19 protein-coding genes are annotated in these 15269 nt (G+C 45.9%); 10 read left to right on the top strand and 9 right to left on the bottom strand.

The genetic code is table 11. From position 1 onward, the window contains the following. Nucleotides 1-225: 225 nt before the first annotated feature. Nucleotides 226-2478 carry a transglycosylase domain-containing protein gene (locus QUB14_RS26655; RefSeq protein WP_333220921.1) on the bottom strand — a complete coding sequence of 751 codons (2253 nt, stop codon included), beginning with the start codon at nt 2476-2478 and terminating at the stop codon, nt 226-228. A gap of 8 nt (nt 2479-2486) precedes the next feature. On the opposite strand from QUB14_RS26655, the gene QUB14_RS26650 reads away from it, so the two are divergent. Then, nucleotides 2487-2684, top strand: coding sequence for a hypothetical protein (locus QUB14_RS26650; protein ID WP_333220923.1), 198 nt, complete (start codon nt 2487-2489; stop codon nt 2682-2684). 129 nt (nt 2685-2813) lie between these two features. Here QUB14_RS26650 and QUB14_RS26645 read toward each other — a convergent pair whose 3' ends face one another. From QUB14_RS26645 to QUB14_RS26620, 6 genes are all read right to left on the bottom strand, one after another. After that, the gene (locus QUB14_RS26645; protein ID WP_006635506.1) at nt 2814-2936 is read right to left on the bottom strand and encodes a photosystem II reaction center protein J; all 123 of its coding nucleotides are present in this window, start codon (nt 2934-2936) and stop codon (nt 2814-2816) included. A gap of 69 nt (nt 2937-3005) precedes the next feature. After that, a complete protein-coding gene (locus tag QUB14_RS26640; protein WP_006635505.1) occupies nt 3006-3128 on the bottom strand; it encodes a photosystem II reaction center protein L in 123 nt (40 codons plus the stop codon). Nucleotides 3129-3137: 9 nt separating this feature from the next. Beyond that, nucleotides 3138-3275: a cytochrome b559 subunit beta gene (gene psbF, locus QUB14_RS26635; RefSeq protein WP_006635504.1), complete on the bottom strand. Its 138-nt coding sequence runs from the start codon at nt 3273-3275 to the stop codon at nt 3138-3140. A 20-nt stretch (nt 3276-3295) separates the two neighbouring features. Beyond that, nucleotides 3296-3544: a cytochrome b559 subunit alpha gene (gene psbE / locus QUB14_RS26630; protein WP_006635503.1), complete on the bottom strand. Its 249-nt coding sequence runs from the start codon at nt 3542-3544 to the stop codon at nt 3296-3298. Nucleotides 3545-3600: 56 nt separating this feature from the next. Then, on the bottom strand, nt 3601-4614 hold the full coding sequence (locus QUB14_RS26625; RefSeq protein WP_333220925.1) for a photosynthesis system II assembly factor Ycf48: 1014 nt from the start codon (nt 4612-4614) through the stop codon (nt 3601-3603). Next, nucleotides 4601-4936 carry a rubredoxin gene (locus QUB14_RS26620; RefSeq protein WP_333109400.1) on the bottom strand — a complete coding sequence of 112 codons (336 nt, stop codon included), beginning with the start codon at nt 4934-4936 and terminating at the stop codon, nt 4601-4603. Before QUB14_RS26620 ends, QUB14_RS26625 begins: the two co-directional genes overlap by 14 nt. Nucleotides 4937-5098: 162 nt before the next feature. Between QUB14_RS26620 and ndhC the strand changes: the two genes are divergently transcribed. The 9 genes from ndhC to QUB14_RS26575 all read left to right on the top strand — a co-directional run bounded on the left by ndhC (nt 5099) and on the right by QUB14_RS26575 (nt 11743). Next, the gene (gene ndhC / locus QUB14_RS26615) at nt 5099-5461 is read left to right on the top strand and encodes a photosynthetic/respiratory NAD(P)H-quinone oxidoreductase subunit C (RefSeq protein WP_006635500.1); all 363 of its coding nucleotides are present in this window, start codon (nt 5099-5101) and stop codon (nt 5459-5461) included. Further along, nucleotides 5452-6174, top strand: coding sequence for a photosynthetic/respiratory NAD(P)H-quinone oxidoreductase subunit K (gene ndhK, locus QUB14_RS26610; RefSeq protein WP_190661736.1), 723 nt, complete (start codon nt 5452-5454; stop codon nt 6172-6174). The genes ndhC and ndhK overlap by 10 nt, the downstream gene beginning before the upstream one ends. Further along, nucleotides 6167-6670, top strand: a complete 504-nt coding sequence (locus QUB14_RS26605) for an NAD(P)H-quinone oxidoreductase subunit J (protein WP_172190238.1) — start codon at nt 6167-6169, stop codon at nt 6668-6670. Before ndhK ends, QUB14_RS26605 begins: the two co-directional genes overlap by 8 nt. Before the next feature lie 120 nt (nt 6671-6790). Next, entirely contained in the window at nt 6791-7081 is a 291-nt protein-coding gene (locus QUB14_RS26600) for an ACP S-malonyltransferase (protein ID WP_333220928.1), read from the top strand. 768 nt (nt 7082-7849) lie between these two features. Next, complete coding sequence (locus QUB14_RS26595; RefSeq protein WP_333220930.1) at nt 7850-9223, top strand: hypothetical protein; 1374 nt, start codon at nt 7850-7852, stop codon at nt 9221-9223. Nucleotides 9224-9289: 66 nt separating this feature from the next. Continuing rightward, entirely contained in the window at nt 9290-9889 is a 600-nt protein-coding gene (locus QUB14_RS26590; protein ID WP_333297396.1) for a hypothetical protein, read from the top strand. 530 nt (nt 9890-10419) lie between these two features. After that, on the top strand, nt 10420-10752 hold the full coding sequence (locus tag QUB14_RS26585; protein ID WP_333220934.1) for a DUF6883 domain-containing protein: 333 nt from the start codon (nt 10420-10422) through the stop codon (nt 10750-10752). An 18-nt stretch (nt 10753-10770) separates the two neighbouring features. Continuing rightward, nucleotides 10771-11019, top strand: a complete 249-nt coding sequence (locus QUB14_RS26580) for a DUF4926 domain-containing protein (protein WP_333220936.1) — start codon at nt 10771-10773, stop codon at nt 11017-11019. 169 nt (nt 11020-11188) lie between these two features. Continuing rightward, entirely contained in the window at nt 11189-11743 is a 555-nt protein-coding gene (locus QUB14_RS26575) for a Uma2 family endonuclease (protein ID WP_333220941.1), read from the top strand. A gap of 83 nt (nt 11744-11826) precedes the next feature. On the opposite strand, the gene QUB14_RS26570 is transcribed toward QUB14_RS26575, so the two are convergent. Continuing rightward, the gene (locus QUB14_RS26570) at nt 11827-13092 is read right to left on the bottom strand and encodes an ABC transporter permease (protein ID WP_190739505.1); all 1266 of its coding nucleotides are present in this window, start codon (nt 13090-13092) and stop codon (nt 11827-11829) included. Between the two features lie 145 nt (nt 13093-13237). After that, nucleotides 13238-15058, bottom strand: coding sequence for an efflux RND transporter periplasmic adaptor subunit (locus tag QUB14_RS26565; RefSeq protein ID WP_333220939.1), 1821 nt, complete (start codon nt 15056-15058; stop codon nt 13238-13240). Nucleotides 15059-15269 lie beyond the last annotated feature (211 nt).

Here is a 15269-nt window from a genome sequence, read left to right as displayed (position 1 = left end):
ACTGAATATGCTTTCATTGATGTATTTTTAGAATCTCTTCTTATTGTACCTCATAACAGCCGGAAGTGCTGTATCTGTAGGGTGCTTATGGCTAGCCTTACCCCTACCAATAAAAGTCTTAACCACCTTGGTGAATGCTATAAATAAGTCCACCAATACGCAAATCCCCGACTTCTTAAAGAAGTCGGGGATTTTAAAAAAGTAAAAGTAATAATTTCAGCAATTTCAACGCGCCACCTGCCGCATATACTCCCCCCACAACTGAGCGGCATTTGCACTACCTCCCCCAGTCGGAGAATTATCATCATTTCCCAACCAAACTCCTGTCACCAGTTGCTGACTCGGAATATAACCGACAAACCACAAATCTCTATTATCATTAGTCGTGCCTGTTTTTCCAGCTTCTCCCAACCCCAAAGCAGCACTGCTGCCCGTACCTCCCCGCACAACACCTTGCAGCATATCAGTCATCGTATCCGCCACGGCTTCAGAAACTAACTGCCGATTGGCAATGCCATCTTTTTGATAGTCATAAATCACTCGGCAACTGTTAAAATCATTTCTATCTTTGCAATCGCTGCTGTCAATAATTCGCTTAATTACGTGGGGACGATTTCCCAAACCCCGATTGGCCAAAACCCCGAAAGCACCCGTTAATTGCAACACATTAACTTCACTTTCACCTAATACTAAACCCGGGTTAGAACGCAGTTCAGAAGTAATCCCCAAACGCCTAGCCATTTGCACTACATCTTCTAAACCGACATCCTGTGCTACCCTCAATGCAATTGCATTTTCCGACAACGCCAAGCCGCGATACATATCCACACTGCCGCTGGTTCTTTCGCAGCCGCTGTAACTTTGTCCCCCCCAGGAAAGGGGGGCGCAAGAATAAGTTTTATCGGCTGAGATTCCCCGCTCCAGGGCGGCTGCATAGGTGAAAATCTTAAATGTAGAACCGGGCTGTCTCAAAGCTTGAGTAGCCCGATTAAACTGACTTTTCAAATAATCTACGCCCCCAACTAAAGCTAACACTTCTCCGGTTGTACTATTGAGAGTTACCACGGCTCCTTGAGAAAAACCTGCACTGGCTCCCGCATTTTCAACAGCATTTCTGAGGGAACTTTCCGCCAACTTTTGCAGGCCGGGATTCAAACCTGTTTCTACAATAAAATTGCCTTCTCGGGCTAACTGCTCTCCCAGCAAAAACTCCAATTCGTCAAATACATAACTGTAGAAATAAGGAGCGATCGTACTTTGCAGGTATTGGCGAGCTTTGGGATTGATCTCAATTCGCGATCGCCTCGCGCGATCTGCTTCTTCCTGAGAAACCGTCCCCAGTGCCCGCATCCGTTCGATCACTCGATCACGGTACTGCACCGCCAATTGATAATTTTGAATCGGATTAAAACTGTTTGGCGCAGGCAAAATGCCCGCCAAAGTTGCCGCCTCTGACAAAGTTAAATCCTTCGCCGATTTGCCAAAATAAAACCGAGCCGCATCCTCAAAACCGTAAAGGTCAATTCCCAAAAACACGCGATTCAAATAAGTCAGCAACAGCTCATCTTTGCTGTAATAATTCTCCAGTTTCAACGCAACTACAGCTTCCCGTAACTTGCGTCCTGCCGAATCTTGAGTTCCCACATAATCTCGAAACAAACTCCTCGCTAACTGCTGCGTCACAGTGCTGCCGCCTTCGCGAATTCCTCCCCCGCGAACATTGGTCAAAAGCGCGCGCAAAACTCCGATCGGATCTACCCCCAAATGCCAATTGTAGCGGCTGTCTTCCGAAGCAAGTACCGCCTTGGATAAATAAGGCGAAAAATCCTGCAATCGCTTTAATTCTAAGTGAGCGTTATTCTGAGGAGGACGCAGGGGAGTTTGCCCGTCGCGCGCGTAAACAATCACGGGGCCATTGATACTTCTAGGCAGAGGCCGCACTTGAAACTTTGTCGATTCCATCCCTACCAACACGGCAATCAAAGCGGTTATTCCGCTAACGCCGTAAAAGCTGTAACGCACCAGTTCCAAATACCAAGGCGGCGGATATACGTACTGAATTCTGACAGCGGCGGCTAGTTCAGGCGGCCCTAAAGTGAACACGTCTCCGTGACGCAGGGACATACTTTTAACTCGCCTTTTGCCATTGTAAATGCCGTTGGTGGAGTCTTCATCTTTGATGACAAAAGGAGTCCGCCGCCGAGTATCCCGCGACAGGGATAAGTGCACGTGACTGACAACGGGATTGCGAACTACAATATCTGAAGATTTGGACGATCGACCTAACAAATATCGCTCGCCCAACAGCGGATAAACCTCAGCTTTAGCTGCACCCGCATCCTGCACCCACAGTTCGGGTACTTTGGCGTTCGGTTTCAGCGCTAGCTGGTTAAAATTAACCTTGGCAATAGTCTGGACTGCTTGGGTAATCGCACCCAAGATGGTTTGCGGTTTGCGGGGTGGCTGCGGTGGGGTCATATTTCGCTGTGCACTACGATCGAGCGATCGGCTCTTGCACCATTCTACTCGCAACTTTTGGCTATTTTCACGATCGAGTCCACTCTCAGGGCGATCGTCGGTTAGTGGCGATCGATTTTGCGGTGATTGGTGAACCCGCCCGGAATCCGTTTATTGAGCAAATCTCTACCCAACCACAAAAAATCCCGCTATCACGAGAGAATTAAATTATCATAAACTTGCCCAAAAATCAACACTTTAAATCAAATTTATCCCTAATTTACCAACACACTTGAAGTAATTAAAACCCCCCTTGAAAAAGGGGGGTTAAAAGCCGAAAATCCGCTTAATTCTCCTTACATCGAAGAACCCAAACCGGCATAAGCACCGTAGAAGAAAAGGCTCACAATGCTCAGAACACCGAGACCTGCGACAGTAGCTACCAGCCACAAAGGAATTCTGCCACTTTCACTAAACATAGCTATCACCTCACTAATTCACAGCTAAACACATTCGATCGAACTATCGAAAGCAAACTCAGACACCAGTTAGTTAAAGAAATAACTGGAAAACAAAATACCCAGAGTAAAAATCAGCAACAAACCCAAATACAAAGAAGTCCGGTTTAACTCAACAGGCTGCTCGTTGGGATTAGGAAGGCGCTCAGGCATTGTAAACTCCTATCGTTGAATAAATTGCATTGCTGCGATCGCGCCCAAAAAGAAAATTGTTGGGACACCTAAAGTATGAACTGCCAACCAGCGCACCGTAAAAATAGGATACGAAATTGGCTCATTATTTGGGGTTCTGCTCGTCATTTTTCCAAATCCTTGTTAAATTACTTGGCAATGAACTGATCTACTTGTTTCTTAGCTTCAAAGCGATCCGAGATAATCGGCACTTCTTCCCGCTGCGGTGTGAAATACTGGTTAGGGCGAGGAGTTCCGAAAGCATCGTAAGCCAAACCCGTTTGCACAAACAGCCATCCAGCAATAAACAAAGCTGGAATGGTGATGCTGTGAATTACCCAATAACGGATACTTGTAATAATGTCCCCAAACGGACGTTCTCCAGTTGTACCAGCCATTTAGAATCCTCCTTTCAACAACAAATTGACAGACAATCTCTATTACTATTCTACTATCAAGCAGCTTGTGCTGAACCTTGATATTTAAGTAAAGTACCGCTCGCGCCGATCACAAATCCGCGATCGGGGCCCATAAAGACAATCCTGTAAAAATTAGCGGGAACATCTTCTACTTCGCGGTCTTTTAGCCAAGTTTTCCCGCCGTCCAAACTGCACAGCAAATTGCCGCCGCCGCCGGCTACCCAAACTTCATTATCAGTCCGGTAAGCCATGTCCAGCAAACCCCAACTCGCTTTGCGATCGGGAAAAAACGGTTTCCCCCAACCGTCAGGATTGGACGGGTCGCTAAACTGAATCTGACCGCCGCGGGCGAGCATCCACAAACGCCCGTCCTTGGTAAAGCCCATATTTTGCAGGCGGCGAGAACTATTGCGGTTGTGAGGTTCCCAAGCTTGTTGTCCGGGCTTCCACACGGAGTAGAAATTGCCTTTCGAGGAAACCGCAACATACTGCCCGTCTTCAGAACGGTTGATATTGCGAACTACCCCAAAAGAATCCTGCACGACAGCTTTCCAATTTTTGCCGCCGTCGGAAGTCCGGTAAATCGCCCCGACATCGGTCGTCATCTCGGCGGAATTCGGGCCCAAAGCTGCGATCGTACTGGGAGAACCGGGCAACTGACTGCTCAAAGCAATCCGCGTCCAAGACTTGCCCTCGTCGTTCGTGTGGAGCAAAACAGAAGGCTGGCCGACAATCCAGCCTTCGGAACCGGAAAAACTCACTGACGCAAAACGCGACCTCGGATCGTCGATATCCAGTGCTATAGGCTTCCAGCTAGTGCCACCGTCAAGGGTTTCGAGCAGAGTCGCCTCAGAACCCACAACCCAGCCGTGCTGAGGATTGCCCGTAAAGGCAATATCCTGCAAATTAGCTTCCGTCGGCAAGGAAATCACTTGCCAGGGGTTGTAACTCACAGAACCTATGGTGCTGCAACTCGTACAGATGAGCGCAGCGGCCAATAACATTACAATTCGTTGCCAAAATCTCACAATCGTTTTACTGCAAACCATACATACTAAGTAACAACAAGAAACCAACGACCAAGCCGCCAAAAATCAGCAAACTTTTCTGACCTTCGGTCATGCCGTTGACACCGACACCGTAGCGCTGATTTGCCTTAAATCCCGATACCCCTTCCATCTGACCGAGATTTTGAAACACCGACTTGCGCGCCCCGCAAACGGGACAGACCCAAGTTTGGGGCAAATCTTCAAAAGCCGTGCCCGGGGCAATGTCAATTTTAGGATTCCCCTTTTTCGGCTCATAGACGTAGCCGCAGGCGCGGCACTCGTGCCGATCGAGGGTTTTGGTTTCAGTAGCTCGATCGCTCATAGCTCCAAAAGAGTAGGTAAGCTAATCTTAAAATATACATTAAAAATTATTGCAGAAGATGGACGATCGATCTCAACCAACTCGTAATTTTAGCTACCCAAAATCTATATAATGTAACAGACAAGTTACAGAACCCTTTCACCTAGGCAGTAATTATTCACCGTGTTTGCACTCAGCGGCTACGAGTATTTCTTAGGCTTCCTGTTAATTTCCAGCCTAGTCCCTATCCTCGCCCTCACGGCGTCTAAGGTACTGCGCCCCAAAAGTCGTCCCTACGACCGACGCACTACCTACGAATCCGGCGTCGAGCCGATCGGCGGAGCCTGGATTCAGTTCAACATTCGATATTATATGTTCGCCCTGGTCTTCGTCATCTTCGACGTAGAGACCGTCTTCCTCTATCCTTGGGCGGTTGCTTTCAACCAGCTAGGACTGTTGGCTTTTATCGAAGCCTTGTTTTTTATCACGATCCTCGTTATTGCTCTTGTCTATGCATGGCGCAAAGGAGCCCTGGAATGGTCTTAAGTTCTGACAAATCACAAAAAGCGCTGATCAACCCTGTCGAGCGCCCCGAAGTCACTTCGCAACTCTCAGAGAACGTCATCCTGACAACAGTGGATGACCTCTACAATTGGGCGAGACTTTCCAGCCTGTGGCCGCTGCTTTTCGGCACAGCCTGCTGCTTCATCGAATTTGCAGCTTTGATCGGATCGCGCTTTGACTTCGACAGATTCGGTCTAGTACCGCGATCGAGCCCCCGGCAAGCCGACTTGATCATCACGGCCGGCACAATTACCATGAAGTACGCCCCCATCTTGGTGCGGCTGTACGAACAAATGCCGGAACCCAAATACGTGATCGCGATGGGCGCTTGCACCATCACCGGCGGAATGTTCAGCATGGACTCCACCACAGCAGTCAGAGGCGTTGACAAACTGATTCCCGTAGACGTGTACATCCCCGGCTGTCCCCCCCGCCCAGAAGCGATTATTGACGCAATTATCAAACTGCGGAAAAAAATCGCCAACGATTCCATGCAAGAACGGGCCAGATTGCTGCCCACCCACCGCTACTACACCAGACCCCACAAAATGAAAGTAGTAGACGACATTTTGGACGGCAAATACTTGTCTATTCCAGGCCGGATAGCGCCGCCGAAGGAATTGACGGAAGCAATGGGAATGCCTGTACCGCCGGCCCTGCTTGCAGGACAAAAACAGGAGGTAAACCGTGGCTGAGACAGAATCTGCAATTGTTGAAGCCGGGAAGGTTTCCCAGTGGTTGACTCAAAATGGCTTTGAACACGAAGCTTTAGCGGCCGATAATTTGGGCGTGGAGATATTAAAGGTCGATCGAGAATTCTTAATTCCGATGTCAACAGCACTGTATGCCTACGGGTTTAATTATATGCAGTGCCAGTGCGCCTACGACCAAGGACCGGGACAAGATTTAGTCAGCGTCTACCACTTGGTTAAGCTGACAGATAATGCTTCCAAACCTGAAGAAGTCCGCGTCAAAGTATTCGTACCCCGCGAAGATCCCAGAGTGCCATCAGTCTACTGGATTTGGAAAGCAGCCGACTTTCAAGAGCGGGAATCCTACGATATGTACGGCATAGTCTATGAAGGACATCCGAATCTGAAACGGATTTTGATGAACGAAGATTGGGTAGGCTGGCCGCTGCGGAAGGATTACATTTCCCCCGATTTCTACGAACTGCAAGACGCTTATTAAGTGAGTTTTGCGAGGGCGGGTTTAGAGCATAAAATTTGACTTTTGGGGTTAAGTTTTATGCGAAACCCGCCCTCTGTTTTTTAATTAAGTTGGCTGGAAATTGTACCCATCGAATTTGTGATGTTTAAACAGGTTGGATTAGCTATAAATGCGAGCGATCGCGTTGTCTGGAACTTTGCCCAAACAAATCAGATGATTCTATTAACTGCTAATCGCAGTATGAAAGGGATAGATTCTCTAGAACAGACAATTCAAGAGGATAATACTGAGAATTCACTACCTGTTATTACGATTGGGAATACAGATAGAATGACTAATTTTGAATACAGAGAGCGATGCAGCATTCGTTTGGTTGAAATCCTACTTGACCTTGATAACTACATGGGTGCAGGTCGTCTTTTTATTCCTTAACCAGTCAGAGCAACCATACGCATCCTACAGTGAGTGGACAAACAAAAGCCTGTTGCGGTATAATCAATATACCTACGTCTATTATACGGCAAATGCAGTACAATTAATACTTATACAACGAGCGACCAAAGATTTGTCGCGGAGGTTGTTTGAGTATTCTTAGTAACAAATAAAAAGGACTGGAGCGATCGCTATGTCTGTAGAACACATCGCTGCACCCGAACGCCGAGAGGTTAACTGCGACGGGTTAGCTAAACGGTTACACCGCTAAGCTATCTGTGGGGGCCCAACCGGAAAGTTGATGGTGGGGTGCAATCGCCTAGCGAAAAGTTTTAGGGTAATTCTTCCGCTTGGTTATAAAAAACCTCGTATTTACTACAAAGCGAACAATTAATCTGCAAAAGCCTTGTGGCAAAAGCAAGTGGGAGTTTTATGCAGGGTGCGATCGCCAAGAAACTATGGATTTGAGGGTTAAATGGCACTTCCTGTTTTGGGTTGTGGTAGTCGGGGCGAAGCCGTCTTTGCTTGGCAGGCTTTAATGTTGAAGCAATTTATGTAATTAAATTTTGGCCTCAGCACAGTCAGATCCGGAATCCTTGTTTAAGATGTGTAGAAATTAATATCTGAACAACTTCACTTAATACCAAATCCGGGCGTCTTAATGTACAGGTCCTGAAGTATAGTTTTGTTGCGCTAGTTGAAAGCTAAATCGGAAATTACTGATTCAGCTTATTTATACATATTGTATTTGCTTATGAGGTGAATTCGATGAGATGGCTGCGGAACTTCCTTATCCCTATTTTGCTATGTTTGATAATTTTTAGCATTCAACCAGTCAATGCTATTTCATTTAAATGGCTAAATAAAATTGGTAGACATATAGATGATGTACCTATTACAAACACGACAAAGGTACATATTCCTAAAATATTTAAGTATTTCAGGTCTAAACCGAATCAGATCGGATTATATTTATCTCGTCAGTCTAACAATCTATATGAGTTATCGCTGTCTAGTGGAAAAGTTTTAGTAATCAATACTGAAAAAACGCCTTTTGCAGATGAGTTATTATCTGTGGTCAAAGGACTTCAGGCAAAACCACATTTATTTGTAACAGAAGATGTTTTTTTTGAAAAATATGATATTTTTTCCAGCTTAGAGAACATTGAAAATTTATCAGTTGTAAAAGGTGATGATACCGTATTTCATACGCAACGCATTAAAACCCTTGATGGTTTTGAGCGTGTCATACAATTTCGTCCAGGTCTTACCTTTGGTGTAAAAAGTTCAACTGAAATTGACAATGCAATTTGGTTTATGGCAAAACCCGTAAATAAGGATTATCTGCGGGTAATCTCTTTATTTGATCCTGAGGATTTGGACATCACAAACCTCTTCAGTAAAGCTGCTAAAAATATTAATATTTCTTTGTCTCAAATACTCAACAATAGTATGGCTTTTACATTAAGCCATTTAAAAGATAAAATTGTTCTTATTGTGGGTCACATAGAAGATAAAGCGTTTGTGGTTCAACGTGCTGATGGCAGCGTTGTAGCCAAGTTTCCGATCTCTACTCTGGAGCAGGAAGCCAAAAAATATAACGTAACATTAATTCTCTTAGGATGTGAAGCAACAAGTGTTTCAAAAGCAAGCGGGTTTGTTAAACCGGTTCGTGACGTAGTAGTTGCCCAAAGAATTGAGAAAGCACTAAAAGCAGAAAACTATGGTCAAATGCTCTCCGCGATAGCAACACCAGAAACTCCGATGATTGTTCGTTCAGCGGTCGCAGATCAGGTCAGGTTAATCATTGAGATTTCTATCTCGCAAGATATACGAGCTGTAGGAAGAATTTTTACACTCACAAATATGAGAATTACCACAATCAGTGCGGTAGCTGAGGTTGGGTTATTTCCTTGGCTAATTTCTTTAGTCGTTCTCTATGTTTTGTCTATCTTTACATTTAAAAAAACTTGGCGTCAATTCAAACAAAAGTGGCCTACACCTAGAACTAATCCACCAGGATTTCAGAGTTTGCTCTATCAAGTATTACGAATAGCTGTGTTCATTGTTTTACTTTCATTCTTTACTGCTTTGATATTTTTATGGCTATCTTTTATGATTGCATGGTGGCTTACATTTTGATTTTTTGGGTGCGATCGCTCTTGTTTTAAACCAAACTACTGAAATTGGAGAATACATATGGGACAGATGGGTAAAGGTATCAAAGTTGATGCACTCGTAAACGCATTAAATCGCTATCAACCAGAACAATTGGATAAGCTACGTCAACAATATCCAGAGCAAAGCGAATTGTTAGCTCTTGGGCAACTAATGGGTGTAGTAAATCCTGACACTATTCTTGTTGCTAAACTTGCTATTATGACCTTGAAAACAATCAAAACTCCTGCTAAAACTATCCTCACTCGGTTACGCCGACGACTCAGAGGCGCAAGAAAAATTCGTCTGATGGGTAACATTGTTACTGCTATTAGTAGTGCTGGCTTAATTTCAGCGGTGCTGGTTGAGTCGAAAGGTGCTGCGATCGCGAGTGCGTTGATTAACTTAGTCTCTTCTGTTAGCCTCTTGATTTCACAGCATTTGGAGTCGTCCTCTTTCGGAAATCAGAACGGTCTTCAGGAGCTATTTGACCAGTTAGTTGAGGCAGTTGTAGATATTGAAGACTTAGAGGCAAAGCTTAATGTCGCTCTCAAAATTCAAGATAACGAAGACGAGTTATTAAGACTTGCTCAAGAAGCTAATGCCCTAGTAGCTCAAGTCCGCAAAGTTGAATTAATTATTGGCTCTTGAGGAGTCTAACTTCATCATTACACGGCGATCAGTTATTGGTGGAGACGATAGTTTCTAGACTACGCTGATGCTTCCGTGCAGAGGCGATCGCGTTTGGTGATAGAGGCGCGATCGCCTTTACGCGATTTTGGTTGGCAGATGCTATGCGATTGCGTATCGAGTAAGTCAAGTAATGTAAAAAAACATCTCATTTTTTAGATCAAATTGTGTCAGTTGGGGTTCAAAACTCGCACCTCGTGCGCGTTTTCTGGTAAAACCACATACGTGCCTTATTTTCCTAGCTGCGATCGCTCTAAAAATTGAAACAGATCGAAGTTTCTACGTCAATGCTCCCAAGTGATCGATCGCTAGCTTAGCCTAGTAGGTTGTAAAGTATAAGGGTAGAGCTATAAAAACACCTCTGACACTCACTCTGACTCTGACACCAGAAATAGAGCAATACTTAACACAAAGAACTCAAGAGCAAGGGCTTTCGACGGAAGCATACACTCGGCAACTGCTGATAGAATATATTTCGTATCAGCTTTTCTATGCTCATTCCAAATGCAAAGAATGCAGTTGTTTATATTCGTAAACTTCGTGACTACTGCCTCAATCCAGAACACGACGATGGCAAACACAAAGCGCGGCTTTTTTCGTCAATTCTTGGGATGACACCTGACAATGCTGAGGAATTGCGCCAAATTTTGCTTGAAGTCATTCAAACTCACGAAGCTCAGTTAGGGAGGCGAGATGGGTTCGGGCAACGCTACACCCTAGATTTCACGATAGAATGGCAAAATAGAAGTGCGACTCTTCGGAGTGGCTGGATTATTGAGCACGACTTGGAAATTCCGAGATTAACAACCTGCTATCCTCTGTAGTGCCTGAAGGTAATAAAAGTGGTAAAGAATACAGTTAAATTGCTAGATGTCGTTGCCTTAACCGTTGACATTCCTGAATACAATCTGTGGCGCGGACAAGTTGGGACTGTGGTGGAACTGTTGGCTGACGGTGCAGCGTTTGAGGTTGAATTTAGCGATCGCAACGGACGCACTTATGAATCTGTCGGGTTGTATCCAGAGCAAATCATGGTGTTGTATTTTGAGCCAGCATCACTTGATATCAAACCCGAAATAGTTACAGCATAAGTGGCACAATAACTTGCGGACTTTATAAAAAAAAATGGAAATTTGTAACCGCAGATGCACGCAGATAAACGCCGATAGATAGAGATATAATTTATATTATCGGTAATCCTGAAAACCTATGACTCAAGCTTTACGTAAGCTCGTAAACTTCGAGGAATTTGTGGATTAGCTGCCCGAAAATGCGGCGGTACGCTACGAACTGCACAATCGAAATATTATTGAAATAATACAACCAGTAGGCGAACATCAAGAAGTTACAGGCTTTCTTACGATCGCAATTGCTGTTCAAATCAAACGTCTGGGATTGCCATACGGTATCCCCAACCAAGCGATAGTCAGACCTCCTGAAAAAGATTCTGGTTATTTCCCTGATGTGTTGGTGCTGAATCGTGCAAATCTGGTGAACGAAACATTGTGGCAAAAACAATCTATCCTCAGTTTGGGTGCATCGATACCTTTGGTAATTGAGGTTGTGTCAACCAATTGGCGCGATGATTACTATTTGAAATATGCTGAATATGAAGAGATGGGTATCCCTGAATATTGGATTGTGGATTATGCTGGGTTGGGTGGACGCAATTTTATTGGCAATCCCAAACAACCGACGATTTCTGTGGGTAACTTGCTTGATGGTGAATATCAAATCCTCAAGTTTCGAGAGAACGATCGGATTGTATCGCAAACTTTTCCCGATTTAAACCTCACAGCAAACCAGATTTTTTAAGCTGGTTTAGTATAAGCTGAATTAAAATTTAGGCTTTCGGGCGGGCAGGATGCCCACCCCACAAGAGCTTATATTGCTTAAATTTAATCATTCCGCAAGGCTGCGATCGGATCTAAGCGAGCCGCATTCCGAGCCGGTAGCACTCCAGCTAACAACCCGACGGTAAAAGATAGCCCAAAACCCGCCGCGATCGACCATACAGAAACCACAAACGGAAATTTGAACGCTGTCGAGGCCCCAAAGGCGATCGCAATTCCCAACCCAATTCCCGCCGTTCCCCCCACCGTGGAAACTAAAATAGATTCCGCCATAAATTGAATTAGAATTGCTGCATTAGTAGCGCCTACCGCTTTGCGAATCCCGATTTCCTTAGTGCGTTCCACAACAGACACCAACATAATATTAGCAATACCGATGCCGCCAACCACCAAAGAAATTCCGGCGATCGCTCCGATCATAACCGTAAATAAACCTATCACATTGCTGAAAGTATTAACTATCTCAGCTTGATTTACCACTCGAAAATCATCCGGTTGTGGCGGATAAATATTGTGGCGCAAGCGCATGATATTTTCTACTTGAAATTGAGCATCCGCTAAATCCGCTTCGCCGGCAGTTTCCAACCAAAAACCCGATATCGCAATCCCTGCTAAAGAATTTCTCCCCACAATCCGCGAAGACATATTTTTGAGGGGAATATACACTCGATCGTCCTGATCGGTTCCCCCTACAGACCCCTTGCTTTCCATCACTCCAATGACCTTGTAGCGGTTTCCCTGAATGCGAATATCGGAGGATAGCGCATTAGCTCCGGCTCCAAAAAGTTCGTCCCGCACCTTAGAACCGAGGACAACTACTGGCTCAGCAGCATTCAATTCATCCTCGTTAAAAAACCGTCCTTCTTGGGGTTGAATGTTCTTCACATCGGGATAATTTAAATCTGTTCCCAAAATAGCAGTAAATGAATTTTGTCCGCCGTAAACGACTTGCACTTGGCGCTGCAAATAAGCCGAAATCGCCTTTACTGCGGGAGCTTGTTTGCCGATCGCCCTAGCGTCATCCCAAGTAAGGGTAGTAGCAGAACCGCTTCCCTGACTGACACCGCCCGATCGCGAAGCGCCGGATAAAACCAACAGCACATTTGTACCCAAAGCCTTTAACTGTTCTTCAGTGGATTTTTGTACTCCCTGTCCCACCGAAGTAATGGCAATTACCGAAGATATCCCAATAATTACGCCCAGCATAGTTAAACTGGTACGCAACTTATTATTCCACAGCGCCTCTGTCGCCATGAACGCGATTTGAACGTTAGAGATTTTGTTGGTGCGGGGGCGAGTCTGTAATTTCATGTTATTAGTGATTGGGCATTGGGCATTGGGCATAGGGCATTGGGCATCGGGCAATTAAAACTTTCTTCCTTCTTCCTTCTTCCTTCTTCCTTCTTCCTCCTTCGTGCCCTTCGCGCCTTCGCGGTTCAATAAAAAAATCAAAACCCTAACGCAAGCGCGTGCCGCCACCCGGTTGCAAACCCGGAATCGGGCCCGACGATGGATTTTGGGATCTAGGCCGCAATCCGGGGGGGGAACTCATCAGCACTTTTTCATTTCCTTTCAAACCCGATCGCACTTCCGTCTTGTCATCCATCGTCATACCAGTCTTAATCGGCATAAAAGCAGGTTTACCATCTTCTCCACCGGGAACATAAACCCCCGTTTCCCTTTGTTGGCGGACAATTGCCGCAGTCGGAACTACCAAAACATTTTTGAGTTCACCAGCCTTAAACTCAACATTCACATTCATGCCCGATCGCAGCATTTGTTGATCGTCATTAATAATTGCCGCTTTTACCTCAAAACTTGTCACATTTTGCTGGACGATCGACTGAGGCGAAATTTGAGTGATTTTACCTGCAAAAGTCTTTCCCGCAAAAGCATCGGCTTGAATAGATGCAGCCTGGCCGATCTTAATCTCAGAAATATTAGTTTCTGCTACGTTTGCTACTAATTGATTTTTTGAAGCTAAGGACAAAATCGAAGAAGAAGTCGCCGAAGAAACCGCACTACCTGCCGTCGTGGGAGTCACAAAAGCGCCCGGATCGGCGTACTTGCGGGTGACAGTGCCGGTGAAAGGAGCCCGCAGCACAGTGTCGTCGATTAGCGCTTGAACGCTTTGCAGGCTGCCTCTAGCGGCGAGAACTTGGGCGCGGGCTTGGGCGATGTCTTCCGGGCGAGAACCGGCTTCTAGCAGCGCCAAAGCTTGCTGTTTTTGCTCGACAGCGGCCTGCCCCGCAGCGATGTCTTCCGGGCGTGCGCCCGATCGCGCCAGGGCCAAAGCTTGCCGTTTTTGCTCTACAGCAGCCCGCCCCGCAGCAATGTCTTCCGGGCGTGCGCCCGATCGCGCCAGGGTCAAAGCTTGCCGTTTTTGCTCGACTGCAGCCCGCGCCGCAGCGATTTCTTCGGGGCGAGTACCCGCTTTCAGCAAAGCTACAGCTTGTTCGGCTTGCCTGACTAGCGTTTGAGCTCGATCGCGCGCGGTGCGGGAGTTGTTGACAACTTGCAAAGCAAGGGCTCCGGCATTATAGAGTTCCTGATTTCTCTGAAAGTCTTCCTCAGCTTGGTTTTTGGCGTATTCGGCATCTCTGAGTTTGGCGATCGCTTGGGCGATGTCTTCAGGCCGATTGCCCTTAAGCAATTTTTGTAAATTTGCTTCTTGTTCAGCTAGTTGTGCCTCAGCTACAGCAATATCTTGGGTTCGATTGCCGTTGAGCAATTTTTGCAACGTTGCCTGTTGTTCAGCTAACGCTGCCTCAGCTACAGCAATATCCTGGGTTCGATTGCCGTTGAGCAATTTTTCCAGACTTGCCTGTTGTTCTGCTAACACTGCCTTAGCCACAGCAATGTCCTGGGTTCGAGTGCCGTTGACCAATTTTTCCAGGTTTGCTTCTGCGGCTGCGAGTTGTCCGCGAGTTTGGGTAAGTTGCCCTTGGAGGTTGGAGTCGTCCATGTAGGCGAGAATCTGCCCTTTTTCAACCTTATCTCCTTCCTTGACAAGCAAACTTTTGAGCATTCCTGAAGTTTTGGGGCTGACGTTAACGGAACGTTCGGGCACAATTGTGCCATTTGCCGAAATTGTAATCGGCAGGTTCACTCTTTCGACAGCAACGGTTTTTTCCTTGCGTCTGGTTTCGCGGTTGGATTTGACTGTTAGTTGGCTGTAAGCTGTGTAGCCTACTCCTGCCAGCAGGGAAGCGGCGAGGAGTCCGCTGAGCCAGGGAGTCAGCTCTTTTTTAATCTGAAAGTGCTTTACTAAGTACATATAAATTAGACCTGATGGGTCTGTCTTGAATTTAGACCGATCGGGAACAGAAAAGGTTCAATTGAAGTCTGAGCGAGTTTTTGCGTTTGTGGTGGCGCCAAGTTACTCACAGTCCTGGACGACTAAAACATGACTCTAGTACAGCACGGCGAAAATAAGCAGACCATTAAATAGCCAAAACTTTGCCCTTATATGTCCACTTAAAAGGTTG

Source organism: Microcoleus sp. B3-D2 (assembly GCF_036705345.1).
Classification (GTDB): domain Bacteria; phylum Cyanobacteriota; class Cyanobacteriia; order Cyanobacteriales; family Microcoleaceae; genus Microcoleus.
Note: the sequence above shows the minus strand (reverse complement) of the source record. Positions and strands in the feature narration are given on the sequence as shown.

Excerpts from the sequence above, each read along its gene's own strand:
- QUB14_RS26590 (WP_333297396.1), top strand. The coding sequence starts at position 9,290 with ATGGGTAAAGGTATCAAAGTTGATGCACTCGTAAACGCATTAAATCGC.
- QUB14_RS26620 (WP_333109400.1), bottom strand. The coding sequence starts at position 4,936 with ATGAGCGATCGAGCTACTGAAACCAAAACCCTCGATCGGCACGAGTGC.
- QUB14_RS26640 (WP_006635505.1), bottom strand. The coding sequence starts at position 3,128 with ATGCCTGAGCGCCTTCCTAATCCCAACGAGCAGCCTGTTGAGTTAAAC.
- QUB14_RS26585 (WP_333220934.1), top strand. The coding sequence starts at position 10,420 with ATGCTCATTCCAAATGCAAAGAATGCAGTTGTTTATATTCGTAAACTT.
- QUB14_RS26570 (WP_190739505.1), bottom strand. The coding sequence starts at position 13,092 with ATGAAATTACAGACTCGCCCCCGCACCAACAAAATCTCTAACGTTCAA.
- QUB14_RS26565 (WP_333220939.1), bottom strand. The coding sequence starts at position 15,058 with ATGTACTTAGTAAAGCACTTTCAGATTAAAAAAGAGCTGACTCCCTGG.
- QUB14_RS26625 (WP_333220925.1), bottom strand. The coding sequence starts at position 4,614 with ATGGTTTGCAGTAAAACGATTGTGAGATTTTGGCAACGAATTGTAATG.
- QUB14_RS26645 (WP_006635506.1), bottom strand. The coding sequence starts at position 2,936 with ATGTTTAGTGAAAGTGGCAGAATTCCTTTGTGGCTGGTAGCTACTGTC.
- QUB14_RS26600 (WP_333220928.1), top strand. The coding sequence starts at position 6,791 with ATGTTTAAACAGGTTGGATTAGCTATAAATGCGAGCGATCGCGTTGTC.
- psbE (WP_006635503.1), bottom strand. The coding sequence starts at position 3,544 with ATGGCTGGTACAACTGGAGAACGTCCGTTTGGGGACATTATTACAAGT.
- ndhK (WP_190661736.1), top strand. The coding sequence starts at position 5,452 with ATGGTCTTAAGTTCTGACAAATCACAAAAAGCGCTGATCAACCCTGTC.
- QUB14_RS26655 (WP_333220921.1), bottom strand. The coding sequence starts at position 2,478 with ATGACCCCACCGCAGCCACCCCGCAAACCGCAAACCATCTTGGGTGCG.
- QUB14_RS26595 (WP_333220930.1), top strand. The coding sequence starts at position 7,850 with ATGAGATGGCTGCGGAACTTCCTTATCCCTATTTTGCTATGTTTGATA.
- psbF (WP_006635504.1), bottom strand. The coding sequence starts at position 3,275 with ATGACGAGCAGAACCCCAAATAATGAGCCAATTTCGTATCCTATTTTT.